Raw genomic sequence first — 20,052 nt, forward strand, 5'->3', positions numbered from 1 at the left:
CAAAGATGAACACTAGCGCGCAGGGGGCAGCGACGGAAGGTGACCCTGGCGGGAATCAGGCGGACTGGAGGCGGGGCTCCACCCAGCCGGTCTCGGTGAGGTGGTTCATCACCGACAGCACCGCCTCGTCGACGGTCAGGTCGGTGGTGTCGACCACGATCTCGGCGTCGGTCGGCTCCTCGTACGGGTCGTCGACGCCGGTCATCCCGGTGAGCAGGCCGGCCCGGGCCCGGGCGTACAGGCCCTTGCGGTCACGCCGCTCGCAGACCTCCAGCGGGGTGGCCACGTGGACCAGCACGAAACCGGCCCCCGCCGCCAGCGCCATCTCCCGGGCGGTCGCCCGCGCCTGGGCGTACGGGGCGATCGGGCAGCAGATGCCCACTCCCCGGTGCCGGGCGACCTCGGCGGCCACCCAGCCGATCCGGCGGACGTTGGCGTCCCGGTCCGCCCGGCTGAAGCCCAGCCCCGCCGACAGCTCCCGGCGCACCACGTCGCCGTCGAGCAGGGTCACCGTGCGGTCGCCCTGCTCCCGCAGCACGTCCGCCAGCCCGCGGGCGATGGTCGACTTGCCGGAGCCGGACAGGCCGGTCAGGAAGACCACCAGACCCCGGTGCCGCCGCGGCGGGCGGGCCCGGCTCAGCTCCTTGGCCACCGCCGGCGGGGTGTGCCACTCGGGCAGCGGGAAGCCCCGGTCCAGCAGGTCGTCGATCTCCTCCTGGCGCAGCGCCAGCCGCCGGTTGCGCGGCGGGATGTCCTCCCGCCAGCGCCACTGCCCGTCCCGGTTGTCGTAGGCCAGCTCGCGGGGGACCAGCACCCGCAGGCCGGCGCCGGAGAGCATCTCGCCGGTGGAGAGCAGGTGGGTCACCCCGTACGCGGCGGAGATCCGGGCCCGCAGCAGGGCGTCGCCGATCTCGTCGCGGCCGCGCGGCATCGGCACCGCGACCAGGGTCGCCGGGGGCATCCGGTCGCGGGCGGCGAAGACGCTGCGCACCAGGGCCTCCGGCGGCACGCTGCCGGAGCGGCCCTCACCCACCGGGATCATCACCAGCAGGTGGGCGCCCAGGGTACGGGCGGCGTGCGCGATCTGCGCCAGCTGCGGCCGGTGCAGGGGCCGGTCGGCGATCACGCCGAGCACCCGGCCCGGGGGCAGCAGCGCCCGGACCTCCTCCGGGTTGCGGCGCAGCCGCTGGAACGGGCCGTGCCCGCCGTCGCCGAGCCGGCGGACCGGGCCGCCCACCCCGGCCACGCCCTCGCGGGCCGCCCAGACGTCGGCGACCTCCAGCGCGGCCACCGGTGCGCCCTCGCCGTCGCTGAGCACCAGCGTGCGGCGTCCCGGGTCGGTCGGGTCCAGCCCGGCGGCCAGCGTCGCCGGCACCTGGAGGGTCACCGGCACCGGCCACGGCGTGCCGTCGGCGAGCCGGCCGCGACGCTGCAGCGAGGCCAGGTCGGCGCGGGTCATGAAGCCGACCAGCGGCGCGTACGCCCCGGTCAGCAACAGCTCCAGATCGGCCAGCTCACCCGGGCGCGGCGTGTACGCCGGCGCGTCCCGAAGCACCTCGTCGGGCAGCACCCACCCGTTGCTCATCCGTACCCCTCACTCGCTGACCGGCACACAGTTTCGCAGCCGACCGGCGATCGGTCGAGAGCGCCACTCCACTGCGGCCCGGGCGGTTGGGAACGGCTCAACCGGTCGGGGTGAGCGGGGCGGCCCCGAACGAGACCGCGAACCGCTTGCACCAGATGGACACGCTGGTCAGCCCGGCCAGATCGGTGCCCGGCGGGATGTCGTACGCCTGGTCGCCACGGTTGCCCTTGAGCCGGCCCAGCTCGACCCACCGGCCGTCGTCGAAGACGTCCCAGCCGGCGCGGCCGGCGCGGACCGGCTGGTCGGTCAGCCAGACCCGCAGGTCGGGGCCGTTGGAGGTGGCCAGGCCCACCAGTTCCAGCCGGTGCCGCCCGTCGCCGGCGCGGACGACCCGGGCGGTGCCCGAGGTGTCGTGCTCGTGGGTGACGAACTCTCCCCGGCTGAGCAGCGTCGGCCCCGCCGGGGTCGGCGTCGGCCCGGCCGGTCCCGCGCCCCCCGTGGGCGCGGGACCGACCGACGGCGTGGCGGCCACGTCCACGTCGGACAGCCGCTCGGCGACCCGGGTGTCGGTGACCGCCTTCCAGGGCTGGAACCACCAGAGCCCGACGGCCGCCCCGGCGGCGAGCACGACGACGACGGCCCAGGTCAACGGAGTACGCAGCAGGCGGGTGACCACGTCGTCCAGTGTGCCGGGCCGGGCCGCCCCGGTCATCGCGCCGCCGGGTTACGAAACCCTTACCGAGGGCTCCGGCCGGGGCGCACCGGCTGCAGGAAGTCCGGCCGGTGTCCCCCGGACGGGTTCTCAGGGACGACCACGGGCGATTCCTGATACCCCCACGGGCGTCGGCTTCCTACGCTGACGGGCGTGACACTCATAGCGACCGAGTCGCTGACCAAGACGTACGGGGGTCGGGTCACCGCGTTGGCCGACCTGACCGTCGCGGTGGAGCCCGGGATCATCGGCCTGGTGGGCGCGAACGGCGCCGGCAAGTCGACCCTGATCAAGATCCTGCTGGGCCTGCTCGCCCCGACCAGCGGCCGGGTCTCCGTGCTCGGCCTCGACCCGACCACCGACCCGGCGGCCGTCCGGGCCCGGGTGGGTTACATGCCCGAGCACGACGCGCTGCCGCCCGACCTCACCGCCGCCGAGCTGGTCACCCACCTCGGCCGGATCAGCGGCCTGCCCCGGACCACGGCCCGCGAGCGGGCGTCCGAGGCGCTGCGGCACGTCGGCCTCTACGAGGAGCGCTACCGGCCGGTCGGCGGCTACTCGACCGGCATGAAGCAGCGGGTCAAACTGGCCCAGGCCCTGGTGCACGACCCGGACCTGCTGCTGCTCGACGAGCCGACCAACGGCCTCGACCCGGCCGGCCGGGACGACATGCTCGCGCTGGTGCACCGGATCGGCACCGAGTTCGGCATCTCCGTGCTGGTCTGCTCGCACCTGCTCGGCGAGGTGGAGCGGATCTGCGACACGCTGGTCGCCATCGACGGCGGGCGGCTGCTGCGGGCCGGCCCGATCGCCGCGATGACCTCCGCCACCGACGTGCTCGCCGTCGAGGTCAGCGAGGGTACGGACGAACTGGCCACCCGGCTCGCCGCGCTCGACCTGCCGGTCAGCCGGGACGGGCGGATGCTGCTCGTCCCGCTCGCCGACGAGGCCACCTACGACCTGATCCTCGGCGCGGTCGCCGAGCTGGACCTGCCGCTGCACCGGCTCGACCAGCGGCGGCACCGGGTGGCCGAACTCTTCGCCACGAGGGAGCCCAGCCATGTCTGAGCCGACCGGCGTCATCCACGACATCGGCTACCAGCGCTACACCGGCCCCCGCCTCGGCCGCCGGCACGTCTTCGGCGCGCTCTACCTGCACGGTCTGCGGACCGCCTTCGGGCTGGGCCGCAGCGCCAAGGCCAAGATCTTCCCCTGGCTGGTGGTCGGCATCGTCACCATGGTGGCCGCCGGCGCCACCGCGGTCCGCAGCCAGATCGGCGAGGTGGTGATGACGTACGCCCAGTTCGCCGACTCGATGAGCTGGCTGGTCATCTTCTTCGCCGCGGTGGCCGCGCCGGAGCTGGTCTCCCGCGACCTGCGCAGCGGCGTGCTGCCGCTGTACTTCTCCCGGCCGCTGCCGCGCGGCGACTACGCCCTGGCCAAGCTGCTGGCCCTGGTCAGCGCGCTCTGGCTGCTGCTCGGCGCGCCACAGCTGGTGATGTTCCTCGGCGCGGCGTTCACCACCGGCGACGGGATGCGCGGCGTCTGGAACGAGCTGCTCGACCTGCTGCCGGGGCTGCTCTACGCCGGCCTCTGGGCGGTCGTCTTCGCCTCGGTCGGCCTGCTGGTCGCCTCGCTCACCGGCAAGCGGGCGTTCGCAGCCGGCGGGATCGTGGCGGTCTTCCTGATGACCACCCCGATCGTCGGCACCCTGTCCATCCTGCCCTCCCGCACCGTCAACGAGCTGGCCGGACTCGGCTCGCCGTCGACCATCGTGCAGGGGGTCGGCATCTGGTCGCTGGGGGACCTGCTGGTCTCCGAGGACCAGGGTGGACCGGACATCGGCGGCTTCGGCCCGGTCTACGCCCTCGCCGCCGTGCTGCTGGTCGCCGGCTGCGTCGCCCTGCTGCTGCTGCGATACCGGAAGGTGGCCGCCCGATGACCACGATCAGCGCCGATCCCACGGCGAGCGTCCCGACCACCGCCACCAGCACCCTCGACCTGGCCGGGGTGTCCCGCTGGTACGGCAACGTGGTGGCGGTCAACGACATCACCATGCGGCTGGGCCCCGGGGTCACCGGCCTGCTGGGCCCGAACGGCGCCGGCAAGACGACCCTGCTGCACATGATGGCCGGTTTCCTCGCCCCGTCCCGGGGTGCGGTGACCCTGGACGGCGAGCCGACCTGGCGCCACCCGGAGGTCTACCGTCGGCTCGGGCTGGTCAGCGAGCGGGAGGCGGTGCACACCTTCCTCACCGCGTACGAGTTCGTGCTGGCCAGCGCGAAGCTGCACCGGCTGCCCGACCCGGCGGCGGCAGCCCGACGGGCGATCGCCCTGGTCGAGCTGGAGGGGGCCCAGGACCGGCGGATCGGGACGTACTCCAAGGGCATGCGGCAGCGCGCCCGGGTCGCCGCGGCGCTGGTGCACGACCCGCAGGTGCTGCTGCTCGACGAGCCGTTCAACGGGATGGACCCGCGCCAGCGGCTGCACATGATGGGGCTGCTGCACTCCCTGGGCGACGCGGGCCGGACGATCCTGTTCAGTTCGCACATCCTGGAGGAGGTCGAGCAGGTCTCCGGCACCGTGCAGGTGATGGTGGCCGGCCGGCTCGCCGCCTCCGGGGACTTCCGGACCATCCGCCGGCTGATGACCAACCGGCCGCACGTGTTCACCGTCCGCTCCACCGACGACCGGGCGTTGGCGGTCGCGCTGATGGCCGAGCCCTCGGTCGCCGGCGTCGAGCTGGACCGCACCGGCCTGACCGTCAAGGCCGGCGACTACGGCGCCTTCACCCGGGCGCTGCCGAAGATCGCGCTGGCCCACGGCGTCCGGGTCCGGCAGTTGCTGCCCGAGGACGAGTCCCTGGAGAGCGTCTTCTCCTACCTGGTGGAGGCCTGATGTCGACCGTTTCCTGGATCACCGCGCGCGGGCTGTTCGGCCGGCGTCGCTTCCTGATCCTGCTGCCGTTGCCGCTCCTGCTGCTCGGGCTGGCGATGCTCTGCCGGTCGCTCGGGGTGGAGCCGGGTGACTGGGGGCCGCCGGTGCTGGTCGGCCTCGGCCTGGCGGTGGTGCTGCCGGTGGTCGCCCTGATCGTGGGCACCGGCGTGCTGGGCGCCGAGATCGACGACGGCACCGTCGTGCACATCCTCACCAAGCCGCTGCCGCGCTGGCAGATCGTGCTGCCGAAGCTCGCGGTGGCCGCCGTGGTCAGCGCGACCACCGTCGCCGTGCCGCTCTTCGTCGCGGGCGTGCTCGCCGATTCGGTACGCCTCGGGCTGGCCCTCGCCGCCGCCTCGGCGCTCGGCGCGCTGGCGTACTCGGCGTTGTTCCTGGCGCTGAGCCTGATCACCCGGCGGCCGGTCCTGCTCGGGCTGGTCTACGTGCTGATCTGGGAGGGGCTGCTGGGCAACTTCGTCAGCGGCACGAAGGTGCTCTCGATCCAGCAGTGGGTGGTCGCCATGGCCGACCGGATGGCCCCCACCGACCTGCTGTCGACCAGCGTCTCCGTCCCGGTCGCGGCGGTGCTGACCGGCGTCGTCGCGGTCGGCTTCACGGTTCTGGCGATCGACCGCCTCCGCTCCTTCTCCATGGCCGGCGAAACCAGCTGACCCCGTCCACCCCACCCCGGGATGCACATTCAGAGAAAGAGTGGCCTCAGCGTGCTGAATGGCCACTCTTTCTCTGAAACTGCGCGCATCTCGGGGAGGTCAGAAGGCGCAGGCGATGACCAGTTCGGGGGTGCGGTCGGGGAGGAGGTCGAGTTTGGCGATGCGGCCGGCGGCGCGGAGGTCGTCGGCGATCAGGGTGAGCTGCTCCAGCAAGGGGGCGGGGCCGAGCGCCTCGGCCAGCGGCACCTCCGCCTTCATGGACAGCTTCCGTTCCGACTTGGCCCGGCGCACCTGGCCGAGCGCGTCCCCGGCCAGCCGCAGCAGGTGCGGGTCGGCGGTGCCCTCGACCGCCCGCCCCACCTCGTACGTGGTCGGCCAGGTGGCCCGGTGCACCGAGCCGTACCGCCACCACGACCAGACCTCCTCGGCCACGTACGGCAGGACCGGGGCGAAGAGCCGCAACTGCACCGACAGCGCGGTGGCCAGCGCCGCCCGGGCCGACTCGGCACCCGGCCCGGAGCCGTAGGCGCGCTCCTTCACCAGCTCGATGTAGTCGTCGCAGAACCGCCAGAAGAACGCCTCGGTGACCTGGAGCGCCGCCGTGTGGTCGTACGAGTCGAAGGCGGACGTCGCGGCGGCGACCACGCCGGAGAGTTCGGCGAGCATGGCGGTGTCCAGCGGCGCGGTGGCCGGGGCGCGCAGCGCGTCCGCGGCGCCCAGCCCCAGGGCGAACCGGGAGGCGTTGAGCAGCTTGGTGGCGAGCCGCCGGCCCACCTTGATCTGCGCCGGGTCGAAGGCCAGGTCCATGCCGGGCTTGCCGTTGGCCGCCCAGTACCGCACCGCGTCGGAGCCGTGCTGCTCCAGCAGCGCCATCGGGGTGACCACGTTCCCCTTGGACTTGGACATCTTCTTCCGGTCCGGGTCGAGGATCCAGCCGGAGAGCACCGCGTCCCGCCAGGGCAGCACGCCGTGCTCCAGGTGGGCACGGACCACGGTGGAGAAGAGCCAGGTCCGGATGATCTCCTGCCCCTGCGGGCGCAGGTCCATCGGGAAGACCCGGCTGAACAGGTCCGGGTCGGTCTCCCACCCGCCGACGATCTGCGGGGTCAGCGAGGAGGTCGCCCAGGTGTCCAGCACGTCCGGGTCGCCGACGAAGCCACCCGGCAGCCCGCGCTGCGACTCCTCGAAACCGGGCGCCGGATCGCTGGACGGATCGACCGGCAACATCGCCTCGCCCGGTGTGAGAGGGTGGGACCAGTCCGGCTCGCCAGCGTCGTCGAGCCGGTACCACACCGGCACCGGCACCCCGAAGAAGCGCTGCCGACTGACCAGCCAGTCACCGGTCAGCCCGCCGACCCAGTGGTCGTACCGGTGCTTCATGTGCTCCGGCACCCAGCGCAGCTCGCCGCCCCGGGCCAGCAGCTGCTCCCGCAGGCCGGCGTCCCGCCCGCCGTTGCGCAGGTACCACTGGCGGGTCGAGACGATCTCCAGTGGCCGGTCGCCGCGCTCGTAGAACTTCACCGGGTGGGTGATCGCGCGCGGCTCGCCGACCAGGTCACCGGCGTCGGCCAGCAGCTGCACCATGGTCCGCCGGGCCCCGTTGACGGTCTGCCCGGCCAGGGCGGCGTACGGCTCGGCCGGCACCCCGTGCGGCGGCTCCGGCAGCAGCCGGCCGTCCCGGCCGATCACCACCCGGGTGTCCAGCTGCAGCTCCCGCCACCAGGTCACGTCCGTCAGGTCACCGAAGGTGCAGACCATCGCGATGCCGGTGCCCTTGGCCGGGTCCGCCACCGGGTGCGCGCGCACCGGCACCTCGACGGCGAAGACCGGGCTACGCACCGAGCTGCCCACCAGGTCCGCGTACCGCTCGTCGTCGGGGTGGCAGACCAGCGCCACGCAGGCCGGCAGCAGCTCCGGGCGGGTGGTGTCGATCAGCACCTCACGCCCGCCCGGCCCGGCGAACCGCAGCCGGTGGTACGCCCCGGGCCGCTCCCGGTCCTCCAGCTCCGCCTGGGCCACCGCGGTGGCGAAGCCGACGTCCCAAAGCGTCGGCGCCTCCGCCTGGTACGCCTCGCCCCGCGCCAGGTTGCGCAGGAACGCCCGCTGGCTCGTCGCCCGCGCCACCCGCCCGATCGTCGTGTACGTCAGCGACCAGTCCACCGACAGCCCGAGCCGCCGCCACAGCGCCTCGAAGACCTGCTCGTCTGCGGCGGTCAGCCGCTCGCACAGCGCCACGAAGTTGCGCCGGTCGATCGGCGTCGGGTCCTTGCGCCGCTCCTCGCTCACCGGCGTCGCCGGCGGTTGCCAGTGCGGGTCGTACGGCAGCGACGGGTCGCAGCGCACCCCGTAGACGTTCTGCACCCGTCGTTCGGTGGGCAGGCCGTTGTCGTCCCAGCCCATCGGGTAGAAGACCGTCCGGCCGCGCATCCGCTGGAAGCGGGCCACCATGTCGGTGTGCGTGTACGAGAAGACGTGCCCCATGTGCAGCTCGCCCGATACGGTCGGCGGCGGGGTGTCGATCGCGTACACGTCCGACCGCTCCTTCGAGCGGTCGAACGCGTACGTGCCCTCCTCCTGCCAGTGGCGCGCCCAGGTCTCCTCGAGCCCGTCCAGGGTCGGACGCTCGGGGACGCCGGCGCGGGCCGTCCTCGCCGTATCAGTCATCGGTCGATCGTAGGCAGCCCGCGTCGCCCTGCCCACGGCTTATCCGCGGTGTCGCCTAACGGTTCGTGGAGCCGATCGGGTTGAGCAGCGGGCCGCGGGTGGCGAGCTGGATGCCGAGGCCGGTGTTGGCGTTCACCCGGTCCAGGATGGTGGAGACCGGCATGTAGAAGTTCTGCTCGTTCGGGTTCGTGCAGGCGCCGCTGCCCGGGTCGCCGTCGTTCAGGATGCCGAGCGCCCGGCCGTCGGACTCGGTGAAGAGCGGGCCGCCGCTGTCACCGGGGCGGGCGCAGACCCGCACGTTGATGCGGCCGTTGGTCTTGCTGGTGACCGTGCCGCAGCGGGTGCCGGGAACGTAACCGGCGCCCGCCCCCGAGTCGACGTACACCTCGCCCGCCTTCGGCGTGTACCCCGAGCCGGTCGCGCAGACGACCCAACCGATCTGCACCGCGCTGTAGGGGGTGTACCCGGTGATCTTCACGTCGCGGCTGCCCCTGGTGGCGCAGGCCGGGTTGTCCGTCACGCAGAAGTAGTTGACCAGGCTGGCCTGGTCGCCGCCGCTGCGCCGCGGGTACGCCCACCGGTCGATCGCGCCGTCCTGGTACGGGATCACCGCGTAGTCGTACGTGGTGGTGTTCTCGGCGAGCACCGGGCTGGTGGACTCCACGCCGACCGGCACCTTCGGTCCGAGGAACTGGTGCCAGGTCTTGTCGACCTCCTGGTGCCGCCCGCCGACCACGCAGTGCCCGGCGGTCAGCACGTAGTACCGCCCGGACCGCGCCCGCAGGTTGAAGCCGCTGGTGCAGCCGCCGACCGTGTCGTCGTCCCGGGGCACGTCCAGCCGGATGCCGCCACGCATCGGCGCCTGGGCGCAGTAGCGCGGGTCGCACCACTTCTCGATCGAGGGCGGAAGCTGTCGGCTCCGGGCCGGCACCCCGGCGGCCTCGATCGCGCCGGCCAGTCGGGCGTCGTCCGCCGCGACCGCGCCGCCTGTGAGCACCACGACCTCGTTGGCCTGCTCGTCGACCACCACGTCGGTGCCCGCGGTCGCACCGAGCGCGCCGGCCACGCGGGTCGCCGCCTCGGTGAGCTCGCGCAGCGAGTGGCGCACCGGGACGACCTTGACGTGGACGGCGTCCGGCACCCCGGCGACCGCCTTGGTGACCGGGGCCGGGTCGGTGGCCGCGATGGTCAGTACGCCGCCGCCGGCCTGGTCCAGCCACATGCCGGCGTACTCGGCCGGGTATGTCGCGGCGAGGGTGGCCGCGAGCGGCGCGGAGAATTCCTGGAGGGCGACCCGGCGGGCGGCCTCGTCCTGGCTGATCCGGTAGCGGTCGCTCAGGTAGGCCACCGAGGCCGGTGCGTCCTTCGCCACCTCAACGGCGGGCCGCCCGACGGCGGTGACCGGTCGGGCGTCCGACGTGGAGCGTTTCGCCCCGGCCCGGCTGCCGATGCCGCTGTCCGCGCTGGGCGGCGTGTCCGCCGGGGCGGCACCGGCCGTCGCCGACAGGTCGCCGGCCGCCGAGACGGCGGTCGGTGTGGCACCGGTGTCGCCCTCCCTGGTCAGCGCGACAGTCCCCGCGCCCACCGTGCTGATCACCAATGCCGCCGCGACAACCACTCGTCGTCGGATCCGCACGCCGCAACCTCCCCGTGTGTTCGGCTGTGCCTGACCGGTCCCACCGGACGTCGCCCTCGGGCGATCGCCGGGCCGATCGACGAGCGGCAGTCTAGCCGGGCGACGGGTCCCCGGGTTGCCCGCGTCGTCGCGACGGCGCCCGGGGACCGGCGGTTCAGACCAGCGAGTCGCGCCACTGCCGGTGCAGGGCGGCGTACCGGCCACCGGCGGCGGCCAGCCGCGCGGGCGGTCCGTCCTCCACCACCCGACCGCCGTCGAGGACCAGTACCCGGTCGGCGGTCTCGACCGTGGAGAGCCGGTGCGCGATCACCAGCGCGGTGCGGTCGCGCAGCACGGTGGCGAGCGCCCGCTGCACCAGCCGCTCGGTCGGCACGTCCAGCGACGAGGTCGCCTCGTCGAGGATCAGCACCCGCGGGTCGGCCAGGAACGCCCGGGCGAACGCGACGAGCTGCCGCTGCCCGGCGGAGAGCCGGCCGCCGCGCCGGTGCACCTCGGTGGCGTACCCGTCGGGAAGCGCGGCGATGAAGTCGTGCGCGCCGATCGCCCGCGCGGCGGCCTGCACCGCCGCGTCGTCGGCGCCGGGACGGCCGAACCGGATGTTCTCCGCGACCGTGCCGTTGAACAGGTGGTTCTCCTGGGTCACCAGCACCACCGCGCGGCGCAGCTCCGGATCGGCCAGGTCGCGCAGGTCGATCCCGTCCAGCTCGACGCTGCCGCTGTCGGGGTCGTGGAAGCGGGCCAGCAGCTTGGCGACGGTGGACTTGCCGGCCCCGGTCGGCCCGATCAGCGCGACCGTCTGCCCGGCCGGCACCCGCAGGTCCAGCCCGACCAGGATCGGCGTGCCCGGCCGGTAGCCGAAGGAGACCGACCGGAACGCCACCGCCCCGCGCCCCGGCCCGGTGGGCAGCGGCACCGGCTGCGCCGGTTCGGGTACGCCGGGCCGTTCGTCGAGCACCCCGGCCAGCTTCTCCAGCGCCGCCGTCGCCGACTGCAACGAGTTGTAGAACTGGCTCAGCTCCTGCATCGGCTCGAAGAAACGGCGCAGGTAGAGCAGGAAGGCGGCGAGCACCCCCACCTCCGTCGCGCCGCCGAGCACCCGCCAGCCGCCGTACCCGAGCACCACCGCGACGGTGACGTTGCCGATCACCTTGATTCCCGGCGAGTAGGTGGCGATCAGCCGGAACGCCCGCAGGTTGGCCCGCCGGTACCCGTCGTTGACCGCCCCGAAGATCTGCTGGTTGCGCGGTTCCCGGCGGTACGCCTGCACGGCGCGGATGCCCCGCAGCGACTCCACGAAGTGCACGATGACCAGCGCCACCGCCTCCCGGCTGCGCCGGTACGCGTCGGCCGACGCCCGGGCGAACCAGCGGGAGAGCAGGTAGAGGAACGGGAAGGCGAGCAGGGTGACCGCGGCCAGCGGCAGGTCCAGCCAGAGCAGGATGGCGGCCACGGAGAGCACCGACAGCGCCGCGGTCACCAGGCTGTCGATGCCGCCGTCGACCAGCTCGGCGATGGACTCCAGGTCGCTGGTCAGCCGGGACACCACCCGGCCGGAGGTGTAGCGCTCGTGGAAGCCGACGGAGAGGCGCAGGAAGTGTCCGTACACCCGCCGGCGCAGCTCCAGCAGGACGGCCTGGCCGATCCGCGCGGAGAGGGTGAGGAAGCCGCGCCGGGCCGCGTACTCGGTCACCGCCGCGACCACGAAGGCGCCGGCGACGGTGGCCAGCGGGCGCGCGTCGCCGGCCCGCAGCGGCGCGATGGCCCGGTCGATGCCGAGCATGACCAGGTACGGCCCGGACATCGCGGCCGCGTTCTGCGCCAGTAGCAGGCCCACCGCCAGGCCCAGCCGGCCCCGGTGCGGGCGCAGCAGCTCACCCAGGAGCACCCGGCTGCGGGCGCGCAGCCGGGCCACCGCCTCGGGTGCGGTGTCCTCGGCGCGGCTGCGGTCGGCGTCCGGGTCAGTGGCCAGCCCCCGCCAGCGGGACTCCTCCGGTGGTTCGGCCCGCTGCCGGGGCAGCCGGAGTGTCACGAGCGCACCAGACCGGGCGCGGAGTTCGGCTCGGCGGAGAGCACCGCCCGGTACGCCGGCACGGTGGCCAGCAGCTCGGAGTGCCGCCCCACCGCGGCGATCCGGCCCCCGTCGAGCAGCGCCACCCGGTCGGCCAGCGCGACGGTCGACGGGCGGTGCACCACCAGCAGCGCGGTGGTGTCCCGCAGCACCCGTCTCAGCGCCGCCTCGACCAGCGCCTCGGTGTGCACGTCCAGGGCGGAGAGCGGGTCGTCCAGCACGAGCAGCGCGGGCCGGCCGAGCACCGCCCGGGCCAGCGCGAGCCGTTGCCGCTGCCCGCCGGAGAGCGACAGCCCCTGCTCGCCGACCCGGGTCGCCAGCCCCCACGGCAGGTCGTACGCGAAGTCGGCCTGGGCCAGCGCCAGCGCGGCCCGGACCTCCTCCTCATCGGCGTCCGGGCGGCCCAGGGTGAGGTTCTCCCAGACCGACATGGAGAAGAGCGTCGGCTCCTCGAAGGCCACCCCGACCAGCCGGCGCAGCGAGGCCAGCCGCAGGTCGCGCAGGTCGTGCCCGTCCAGGGTGATCCGCCCGCCGGTCACCTCGTGCAGCCGGGGCACCAGGGAGAGCAGGGTGCTCTTGCCGCTACCGGTCGCGCCCACCAGCGCCAGCGTCTCGCCCGGCTCCACGGTCAGCTCGACCTCCCGCAGCACCGGCTCGGGTGCGCCCGGATAGCGGAACGAGACGCCCTCGAAGCGCAGCCGGCCCCGCACCGCCGCCGGGGCGAGCGTGACCGCGTGCGGAGCGTCCACGATGGACGGCGGGGTGTCCAGCACCTCCTGGATCCGGTCGGCCGCGGTCGCCGCCTCCTGGGCGTTCGCGATGATCCAGCCCAGCGACTGCACCGGCCAGATCAGCATCAGTTGCAGGCTGACGAAGGCGACCAGCTCGCCGATGGTGAGGGTGCCCCGGGCGGCGAGCGCCGCCCCGCAGACCAGCACCACGCCGAGGGTCAGGTTGGGCACCAGGTCGAACAGCGCGGAGGTACGGGCCAGCAGCCGGGCCTTGTCGACGCCGGTGTCGTGCAGCGCCCGGGCCCGCGCGCCGAACCGGGCGGCCAGTTCCGGCCCCCGCCCGTACGCCTTCATGGTGCGCAGGCCCTGCGCGGTCTCCTCGACCAGGGTGGCCACGTCGCCCTGCTGGTCCTGCATCCGACGGGACGCGGCGTGGTAGTGCCGGGCGAACCGGCGACTGATCAGGAACAGCGGCACCGCGCTGGCCGCCACCAGCAGCCCCAGCGGGCCGTGCAGCCGGATCAGCAGGGCCACCACCGCGAGGTAGGTGACCAGGTTGAGCACCAGGAAGAGCAGGCCGAAGGAGAGGAACCGGCGGATCACCGACAGGTCGCTGGTGATCCGGGAGAGCAGCTGGCCGGACTGCCACCGGTCGTGGAAGCCGGCCGGAAGCCGTTGCAGGTGGGCGTAGATGTCGGCGCGGATCGCGGACTCCATGCCCACCGAGGAGGAGGACTGGGTCCACCGCCGGATGAAGATCAGCACCGCCTCGGCGAGCCCGAGCAGCAGGGCCAGGCCGCCGAGGCGGAGCAGCCCGTCGACGTCGTGCCGGGCGATCGGGCCGTCGACCACCCGCTGCACCACCAGCGGCACCGCCAGGCTGGCCGCGGTGGCGGCCAGCGCCGCGAGCAGCAGCCAGCAGTACTCGCCCGCGTACGGGCGCAGGTAGGGGCCCAGTCGCCGGAGGTTGTGCAGCGGGCGCGGCCGGGCGTCCACCCGGTGGGTCGGGTCGCCGTCGCGCTGCGCGGGCACTACCCGACGGTAGCGTCAGATGACGGCCGCGCCGGTGTCAGCTTGCCGTCAGCCGCCGTTCGTGACCGAGCAGCCATTCCTTGACGTCCAGCCCCCAGCGGTAGCCGCCGAGCGTCCCGTCGGTGCGCAGCACCCGGTGGCAGGGGACGAAGAGGGCGGCGGCGTTGCGGGCGCAGGCGGCTGCCGCCGCCCGTACGGCGGCCGGCCGGCCGGCCAGCCCGGCGAACCCGGTGTACGTCACCGGGTCGCCCGGCTTCACCTCGCGCAGCACCTCCCAGGCGTGCGTCATGAACGCCCCGCCGCTGTGCTGCCGCACCGGCACCCCGTCGATGGCGGTCAGGTCACCGTCCAGGTAGGACCGGACGGCGACCGTGACGGGGCCGAGGTCGGTGCGGTGCCGCAGCGCCCCGCGCAGGCTCGGGTGCACCAGCGGGAGCAGGTTCTCCGGGGCCGGGGTGAAGCCGGCCGCCCGGACGGCCCCGTCCGGGCCGGCCAGGATGCTCAGCGGGCCGACGGGGGTGTCGATGACGGTGCTGTCGATGCTCATGCTGCTCTCCAGAGTCGGATCACCGCGTACGAGCGCCAGGGGCGCCAGCGTTCGGCGTGGGTGTCGAGGGTCTTCGGGTCGGTGGGCAGGCCGAGCGCGGCGGCGCCCCGGCGTACCGCCAGGTCGGTGGGGAGCAGGACGTCCGGGTCGCCGAGGGCGCGCATGGCCACGTAGCCGGCGGTCCACGGCCCGATCCCGGGCACGGCGGTCAGTCGCCGGACCACCTCCTCCCGGTCCCCGCCCGGGTCGAGGTCGATCTCGCCGGAGGCGACGGCCCGGGCCAGCGCGCGCACCGTCTCCCGCCGCCCCGCCGGCATCCCGAACGCGGAGTCCGGCAACCCCGCCACCTCCTCCGCCCGGAGGAACCCCCGCAGCCCCGGCCGATCATGAGCATGACCGGGGCTCTGGAGCTCCACATCGCCGTCGACCTCGTGATCGACGGGGGGCTGCGGGACGGGGGCGGCGGTGAGGAGGCGGGTGAGGGTGGTGCGGGCGGAGCGGACGGAGACCTGCTGGCCGACCACGGCGCGCAGGGCCGCCTCGAAGCCGTCCACCGCGCGGGGCAGGCGGATGCCGGGCTCGGCCGCGACCGCGGCGGCCAGGGCCGGGTCGGCGGCCAGGGTCTCGTCGATGGCCTGCGGGTCCGCGTCGAGGTCGAGCAGCCGGCGGCAGCGGGCCACCGCGGGGGCCAGGTCGCGCATGTCGGCCAGGCGCAGGGTCGCCGAGACGTGGCCGGCCGCCGGGGTCAGCGCCACCTCCGCGGCGCCGTGCGGCAGTCGCAACCCCCGGCGGTACGTCCCGTCGCGTACCTCCTCCACACCGGGCAGCGCGCGGAGGGCGAGGAAGTCCAGCAGCGCGGCGGCGTGCAACGGTGGCCGGTACGCCAGCCGCAGCGTGATCGTTCCCGCGCCGCCGGCCACCGGCCGGCCGCCCCGCGCCACCCGCAGCTCCGACGGGGCGGTGCCGAAGACCTCGCGGACCGTGTCGTTGAACTGCCGGACGCTGCCGAACCCGGCCGCGAAGGCGATCTCCGCCATGCCCAGCCCGGTCGTCTCGATCAGGGTGCGGGCGGTCTGCGCCCGCTGGGCCCGGGCCAGCGCCAGCGGGCCGGCGCCCAGTTCGGCGCGGAGCATCCGGTGCAGGTGCCGCTCGGTGTAGCCGAGCCGGGTGGCCAGCCCCGGTACGCCGTCCCGGTCGACCACCCCGTCGGCGATCAGCCGGACGGCCCGGCCCACCACGTCGGCCCGGACGTCCCACTGCGGCGAGCCGGGCGCCGCGTCCGGGCGGCAGCGACGGCAGGCGCGCAGCCCGGCGCCCTGCGCGGCGGCGGCCGACGGGAAGAACCGGACGTTCTGCCGCTTCGGCGTCATCGCCGGGCAGGACGGCCGGCAGTAGATCCCGGTCGACGTCACGCCGGTGTAGAACCAGCCGTCGAAGCGCTGGTCACGGCTGTCCACGGCCCGGTAGCACCGTTCGAAGTCCAACTCCACGCCACCGATGATGCCCGCCGTTCAGGCCGATGGCTCGCGGGAATCGGACGTGAGCGTGGTGACGCCCGACGCCCCGGGCGCGGCGCGTCCCGGGGCGTCGGGCCGGGGGATCAGCGCGGCGACGGCCGGCCCGGCGGCGGCAACTCGGTGCCTATCGGGCTCGGCGTCGCCGTCGGTGGGGTCGGGACGGGGCGTGGCGGGCCCGACGGCCGGCCGGGCGCGGGCGCGGCGGGGCTGGGCGTGGCCGTCGGCCGGGGCGCCGGCGGGGTGGACGGGGCGGGCAGCGGTGGCCGTGGTGCGGGTGTCTCCGTCGAGCGGGGGGAGGGGGTCGGCTCGGCCGGGCGCGGCGAGGGCGTCGGCGGAGCGGTGGGGGCGGCCGGCCGGGGTGTGTCCGGGCCGGTCTGGGCGATGGCGAGCGGGGCGGCGATCAGGACGGCGGCGAGCGTGCCCACCGCGCCCATGGTCACCGTGGCGCGGCGTCGGGTCCGGGCTCGTCGTTCCGCCGGCGGCAACTGGTCCTGCACTGTCGGGGCCTCCTCGGCAAGGTCGGTCAGGGTGTCGCGGATCAGGTCTTCGAGGGGGGACGTCATCGCCGTACCTCCAGGAGTTCGACATCCGGCAGGAGCTCGCGCAGCCGGGAGACGGCGCGATGGGTACGGCTGCGGACGGTGCCGACCGAGCAGCCCAGCACCTGGGCCACCTGGGTCTCGGTGAGGTCCTCGTAGTAGCGCAGGACCACCACGGTCCGCTGCGCCGGCGGCAGGTGCCGCAGCGCCGCCCGCATGGCCAGCCGCAGGTCGGTGCCGCCGCTGGGATCGGCGGCGGGCACCTCGTGCGCGCCGGTGAGCAGCGACTCCCGGTATCGGCGCAGCCGCCGCCACCAGCTCACCTGCTCCCGGTACATGACCGTGCGCAGGTAGCCCTCGGGATCGGCGTTGCGCAGCGACCGCCAGCGCGGGATCGTCCGCGCCAGCGCCGACTGGACCAGGTCCTCCGCCGCGTGCCGGTCGCCGGTGAGCAGGTACGCGACCCGCATCAGCGCCGGCGTACGGCTCGTCACGAACTCGGCCAGCCGGGCCCGTTCGTCCTCGTCCACGCATCCTCCCCGGTCCGCTCCTACCGATACAGACGCCGCAGCTCGGGCCAGCTATCCGTTGCGTGGCAAGGAATTGGACGCGAGAAATTGTCGGTAGTGGTCGGTACGGTCCGGCCACCAACTCAAGAAGGGTGCGGGGGCGATGGCGAGCGTGGCCGGGCGGGGTGCCCGCTGATGCGGTCGGGGCGGGCACGGCTCGACCGCGCGGTGGTGCAGGGCTTCTACGACCGGATGCGGGCGGTGGCGCCGGCGGCGTACGGGGCGATCGAGCGGGACCGGGTCGGTGAGCCGGGGCGCCCCTTCGGGGAGACGGCGTGCGGCCGGCTCGCCGCGTCGCTGGATCCGGCCGGCGTGCGGGCGCTGGGCATGTGGGCGCACCACTGGTGCATGCGCTTCTACGACGACGACACCCGCCCGGGGCTGCGGCTGGTCCGCGAGATCGCCGGCCGGCGCGGGCTGGGCTGGACGGCCGACGAGGTGCGCTGGATGCTCGGCGAGTCGCACGCTGCCGGCCCGTCCGCCGCGCACCGGTTCACCCTGCCGCTGGCCGCGGCGGCCGAGCTGCCCGCCGGGGCGCTGCCGGAGGCCGACACCCTCGGGGCGGACTGGCGCCTGGCCGGCTGACCCGCCGGGCGGGCGGGCAGTTGCGCCACCACCATCGCCCCCACCGCCAGCGCGAAGCCGGTGAGCTGGGTCGGGCTCAGCGCCTGGTCCAGCACGATCCAGCCCAGCGCGGCGGCGGTCAGCGGGCTCAGCGCGCCGAGCACGGAGACCTGCGTCAACGGCAGCCGCGCCGCGCCCCGGAACCACAGCACGTACGCCAGCGCGGTGCCGACCAGCCCGAGCCAGGCGTACCCGAGCAGGGCCGGGCCGTCCGGGGCCGGCGGCGCGCCCTCGACCGTGACGGCGACCGGCGTGACCAGCAGGCCGCCGGCGGTGAGCTGCCAGCTCGTCGCGGCGAGGGTGCTGATCCCGGCCGGGCGGCCCCAGCGGCGGGTGAGCACCAGCCCGGTGGCCATCGCGGCGGTGCCGGCCAGGCCGGCGGCCACGCCGAGCGGGTCGGTGCCGGCGTCCGGCCGGAGCACGACCAGCGCGACGCCCAGCGGGGCGGCCAGGGCAGCCAGCAGGGCGAGCCGGTGCGGCCGGTCCCGCAGCACCAGCACGGTGAGGCCGGCGACGAGCAGCGGCTGGGCGGCGCCGAGCACGGCGGCCGTGCCGCCCGGCAGCCGGTACGCCGCGAGGAAGAGCAGCGGGAAGAACGCGCCGATGTTCAGCGCGCCGAGCAGGGCGGCCCGCCACCACCAGGAGCCGTGCGGCCGGCGGCGGGTCAGCGCGAGCAGCAGCAGCCCGGCGGGCAGCGCCCGCAGCGCGCCGGACCAGAGCGGCCGGTCCGGCGGCAGCAGCTCGGAGGTGACCAGGTAGGTGGTGCCCCAGACGGTGGGCGCGAGGGCGGTCAACGCGATGTCGGTGCGGCGACGGCTCATCGGGCACTCGATTCTCTTTGCAGTAAGTAGCTTAGTGCTAAGCTAATCACCCGTGAGAGAAAAGTGGAAGGGCGACGTGGGGCACAATCCGGGGGTGACCGACCGGGACGACGTCGACCTCATCGTCGAGCAGTGGCGGCGCGAGCGCGCCGGGATGCGGCCCGAGCCGATGGCGGTCTTCGGCCGGATCTACCGGCTGGCCCGGATCGTCGGCGACGCGCAGGAGCGGGTCTACGCCGACTGGGGCATCGGCCGGGGCGAGTTCGACGTGCTGGCCGCGCTGCGTCGCAGCGGCGAGCCGTACACGCTGGCGCCGAAGGAGCTGGCCGCCGCGCTGATGCTCACCTCGGGCGGGATGACCGGCCGGCTCGACCGGCTGGAACGGGCCGGGCTGCTGCGCCGCGCGCCCGACCCCGCCGACCGGCGGGGCCTGCGGGTGACCCTGACCGACACCGGCCGCCGCGCGGTCGAGGAGGCCGCCGAGGCGGGCCTGGCGGTGCAGCGACGGATCCTCGACGCGCTGCCCCCGGCGGACCAGGCCCGCCTGGGCGACCTGCTGCGCGCGCTGCTCGCCGCCGCCGAAGCGGGCTGACCGGGCCGACGGCCGGGCGGGCGATGACGCAGGATGGGGGGCGTCACCCGCCCGACGGAAGGATCATCCGTGCCCGCCAGCGAACCCACCATCGTCGCGACCAGCATGGGCTTCACCAGCCGGGACCGTGGCCCCTGGGACGCGAAGCCCGGGCCGGTCTTCGACCTGATGGCCGAGCTGGCCGGGGCCGACGAGCCGAAGATCTGCTACCTCAACCAGGCCGTCGGCGACCAGCCCACCGCGTTCACCGTCTTCTACGGCGCCTTCGCCGGCACCCGGTTCCGCCCCTCCCACCTGGCGCTGTTCCCGATGCCGACCGTCGACGACATCCGCGCCCACCTGCTCGCCCAGGACATCATCTGGGTCGGTGGCGGCAGCGTCGCCAACCTCTGCGCCGTCTGGCGGGTGCACGGCCTGCCGGAGATCCTGCGCGAGTGCTGGGAGGCCGGCGTGGTGCTCGGCGGCGTCTCCGCCGGTTCGATCTGCTGGCACGTCGGCGGCGCCACCGACAGCTTCGGCCGCACGCTGCGCGCCTTCACCGACGGCCTCGGGTGGCTGCCGTACGGCAACGGGGTGCACTACGACAGCGAGGAGCAGCGCCGCCCGCTGATGCACCGGCTGGTCGGCGACGGCATCCTGCCGGTCAGCCACTGCACCGACGACGGAGTGGGGCTGGTCTACCGGGGTACCCGGCTCGCCGAGGCGGTCGCCGACCGCGAGGGCGTGGCCGCGTACGAGCTGACCCCGGACGGCGCGGGCGGCGCCCGGGAGACCCGGATCGAACCCCGGCTGCTCACCGCCTGAGCG

The 20,052-nt window shown here is 74.8% G+C and carries 17 protein-coding genes and 1 pseudogene; 7 read left to right on the plus strand and 11 right to left on the minus strand.

What is annotated here, in order from left to right; translation table 11 throughout:
- Positions 1-55: 55 nt before the first annotated feature.
- The gene (gene cysC, locus FHX75_RS21005) at positions 56-1,585 is read right to left on the minus strand and encodes an adenylyl-sulfate kinase (RefSeq protein ID WP_154942081.1); all 1,530 of its coding nucleotides are present in this window, start codon (positions 1,583-1,585) and stop codon (positions 56-58) included.
- 97 nt (positions 1,586-1,682) lie between these two features.
- Positions 1,683-2,261: a DM13 domain-containing protein gene (locus FHX75_RS21010; protein WP_154942082.1), complete on the minus strand. Its 579-nt coding sequence runs from the start codon at positions 2,259-2,261 to the stop codon at positions 1,683-1,685.
- Between the two features lie 189 nt (positions 2,262-2,450).
- Between FHX75_RS21010 and FHX75_RS21015 the strand changes: the two genes are divergently transcribed.
- From FHX75_RS21015 to FHX75_RS21030, 4 genes are read left to right on the plus strand one after another with little or no spacing between them, the layout of a single operon-like run.
- Entirely contained in the window at positions 2,451-3,365 is a 915-nt protein-coding gene (locus FHX75_RS21015; protein WP_154942083.1) for an ABC transporter ATP-binding protein, read from the plus strand.
- Positions 3,358-4,239 carry an ABC transporter permease gene (locus FHX75_RS21020; RefSeq protein WP_088960376.1) on the plus strand — a complete coding sequence of 294 codons (882 nt, stop codon included), beginning with the start codon at positions 3,358-3,360 and terminating at the stop codon, positions 4,237-4,239. The genes FHX75_RS21015 and FHX75_RS21020 overlap by 8 nt, the downstream gene beginning before the upstream one ends.
- Positions 4,236-5,195, plus strand: a complete 960-nt coding sequence (locus tag FHX75_RS21025; protein WP_154942084.1) for an ABC transporter ATP-binding protein — start codon at positions 4,236-4,238, stop codon at positions 5,193-5,195. Before FHX75_RS21020 ends, FHX75_RS21025 begins: the two co-directional genes overlap by 4 nt.
- Positions 5,195-5,905 carry an ABC transporter permease gene (locus FHX75_RS21030; protein WP_154942085.1) on the plus strand — a complete coding sequence of 237 codons (711 nt, stop codon included), beginning with the start codon at positions 5,195-5,197 and terminating at the stop codon, positions 5,903-5,905. The genes FHX75_RS21025 and FHX75_RS21030 overlap by 1 nt, the downstream gene beginning before the upstream one ends.
- Positions 5,906-6,004: 99 nt before the next feature.
- On the opposite strand, the gene valS is transcribed toward FHX75_RS21030, so the two are convergent.
- From valS to FHX75_RS21070, 8 genes are all read right to left on the minus strand, one after another.
- Entirely contained in the window at positions 6,005-8,569 is a 2,565-nt protein-coding gene (valS, locus tag FHX75_RS21035; protein WP_154942086.1) for a valine--tRNA ligase, read from the minus strand.
- Between the two features lie 55 nt (positions 8,570-8,624).
- Positions 8,625-10,166 carry a trypsin-like serine protease gene (locus tag FHX75_RS21040; protein WP_154942087.1) on the minus strand — a complete coding sequence of 514 codons (1,542 nt, stop codon included), beginning with the start codon at positions 10,164-10,166 and terminating at the stop codon, positions 8,625-8,627.
- A 193-nt stretch (positions 10,167-10,359) separates the two neighbouring features.
- On the minus strand, positions 10,360-12,234 hold the full coding sequence (locus tag FHX75_RS21045; RefSeq protein WP_154942088.1) for an ABC transporter ATP-binding protein: 1,875 nt from the start codon (positions 12,232-12,234) through the stop codon (positions 10,360-10,362).
- On the minus strand, positions 12,231-14,036 hold the full coding sequence (locus tag FHX75_RS21050; protein ID WP_154942089.1) for an ABC transporter ATP-binding protein: 1,806 nt from the start codon (positions 14,034-14,036) through the stop codon (positions 12,231-12,233). Before FHX75_RS21050 ends, FHX75_RS21045 begins: the two co-directional genes overlap by 4 nt.
- 37 nt (positions 14,037-14,073) lie before the next feature.
- The gene (locus FHX75_RS21055) at positions 14,074-14,583 is read right to left on the minus strand and encodes a methylated-DNA--[protein]-cysteine S-methyltransferase (protein WP_154942090.1); all 510 of its coding nucleotides are present in this window, start codon (positions 14,581-14,583) and stop codon (positions 14,074-14,076) included.
- Positions 14,580-16,073 (minus strand): DNA-3-methyladenine glycosylase 2 family protein, encoded by a 1,494-nt coding sequence (locus FHX75_RS21060; RefSeq protein WP_154942091.1) that lies wholly within the window; start codon positions 16,071-16,073, stop codon positions 14,580-14,582. The genes FHX75_RS21055 and FHX75_RS21060 overlap by 4 nt, the downstream gene beginning before the upstream one ends.
- A 110-nt stretch (positions 16,074-16,183) precedes the next feature.
- On the minus strand, positions 16,184-16,663 hold the full coding sequence (locus FHX75_RS21065) for a hypothetical protein (RefSeq protein ID WP_154942092.1): 480 nt from the start codon (positions 16,661-16,663) through the stop codon (positions 16,184-16,186).
- Positions 16,660-17,169, minus strand: a complete 510-nt coding sequence (locus FHX75_RS21070; protein WP_154942093.1) for a SigE family RNA polymerase sigma factor — start codon at positions 17,167-17,169, stop codon at positions 16,660-16,662. Before FHX75_RS21070 ends, FHX75_RS21065 begins: the two co-directional genes overlap by 4 nt.
- Positions 17,170-17,343: 174 nt before the next feature.
- On the opposite strand from FHX75_RS21070, the gene FHX75_RS31750 reads away from it, so the two are divergent.
- The gene (locus tag FHX75_RS31750; RefSeq protein WP_246158407.1) at positions 17,344-17,793 is read left to right on the plus strand and encodes a hypothetical protein; all 450 of its coding nucleotides are present in this window, start codon (positions 17,344-17,346) and stop codon (positions 17,791-17,793) included.
- An 86-nt stretch (positions 17,794-17,879) separates the two neighbouring features.
- On the opposite strand, the pseudogene FHX75_RS21075 reads toward FHX75_RS31750, so the two are convergent.
- Positions 17,880-18,653: pseudogene (locus FHX75_RS21075) on the minus strand (EamA family transporter); the annotation flags it as partial.
- A 52-nt stretch (positions 18,654-18,705) separates the two neighbouring features.
- On the opposite strand from FHX75_RS21075, the gene FHX75_RS21080 reads away from it, so the two are divergent.
- Positions 18,706-19,245 (plus strand): MarR family winged helix-turn-helix transcriptional regulator, encoded by a 540-nt coding sequence (locus FHX75_RS21080; protein WP_246158410.1) that lies wholly within the window; start codon positions 18,706-18,708, stop codon positions 19,243-19,245.
- Between the two features lie 69 nt (positions 19,246-19,314).
- Complete coding sequence (locus tag FHX75_RS21085) at positions 19,315-20,049, plus strand: Type 1 glutamine amidotransferase-like domain-containing protein (protein ID WP_154942095.1); 735 nt, start codon at positions 19,315-19,317, stop codon at positions 20,047-20,049.
- The last annotated feature ends 3 nt before the right edge of the window (positions 20,050-20,052 follow it).

This window comes from Micromonospora palomenae, from assembly GCF_007829925.1.
Lineage (GTDB): Bacteria > Actinomycetota > Actinomycetes > Mycobacteriales > Micromonosporaceae > Micromonospora > Micromonospora purpureochromogenes.

Bases quoted from the DNA above. Each gene is read 5' to 3' on its own strand.
- cysC (WP_154942081.1), bottom strand. From the start codon at position 1,585: ATGAGCAACGGGTGGGTGCTGCCCGACGAGGTGCTTCGGGACGCGCCG.
- FHX75_RS21020 (WP_088960376.1), top strand. From the start codon at position 3,358: ATGTCTGAGCCGACCGGCGTCATCCACGACATCGGCTACCAGCGCTAC.
- FHX75_RS21025 (WP_154942084.1), top strand. From the start codon at position 4,236: ATGACCACGATCAGCGCCGATCCCACGGCGAGCGTCCCGACCACCGCC.
- FHX75_RS21030 (WP_154942085.1), top strand. From the start codon at position 5,195: ATGTCGACCGTTTCCTGGATCACCGCGCGCGGGCTGTTCGGCCGGCGT.
- valS (WP_154942086.1), bottom strand. From the start codon at position 8,569: ATGACTGATACGGCGAGGACGGCCCGCGCCGGCGTCCCCGAGCGTCCG.
- FHX75_RS21055 (WP_154942090.1), bottom strand. From the start codon at position 14,583: ATGAGCATCGACAGCACCGTCATCGACACCCCCGTCGGCCCGCTGAGC.
- FHX75_RS21065 (WP_154942092.1), bottom strand. From the start codon at position 16,663: ATGACGTCCCCCCTCGAAGACCTGATCCGCGACACCCTGACCGACCTT.
- FHX75_RS31750 (WP_246158407.1), top strand. From the start codon at position 17,344: ATGCGGTCGGGGCGGGCACGGCTCGACCGCGCGGTGGTGCAGGGCTTC.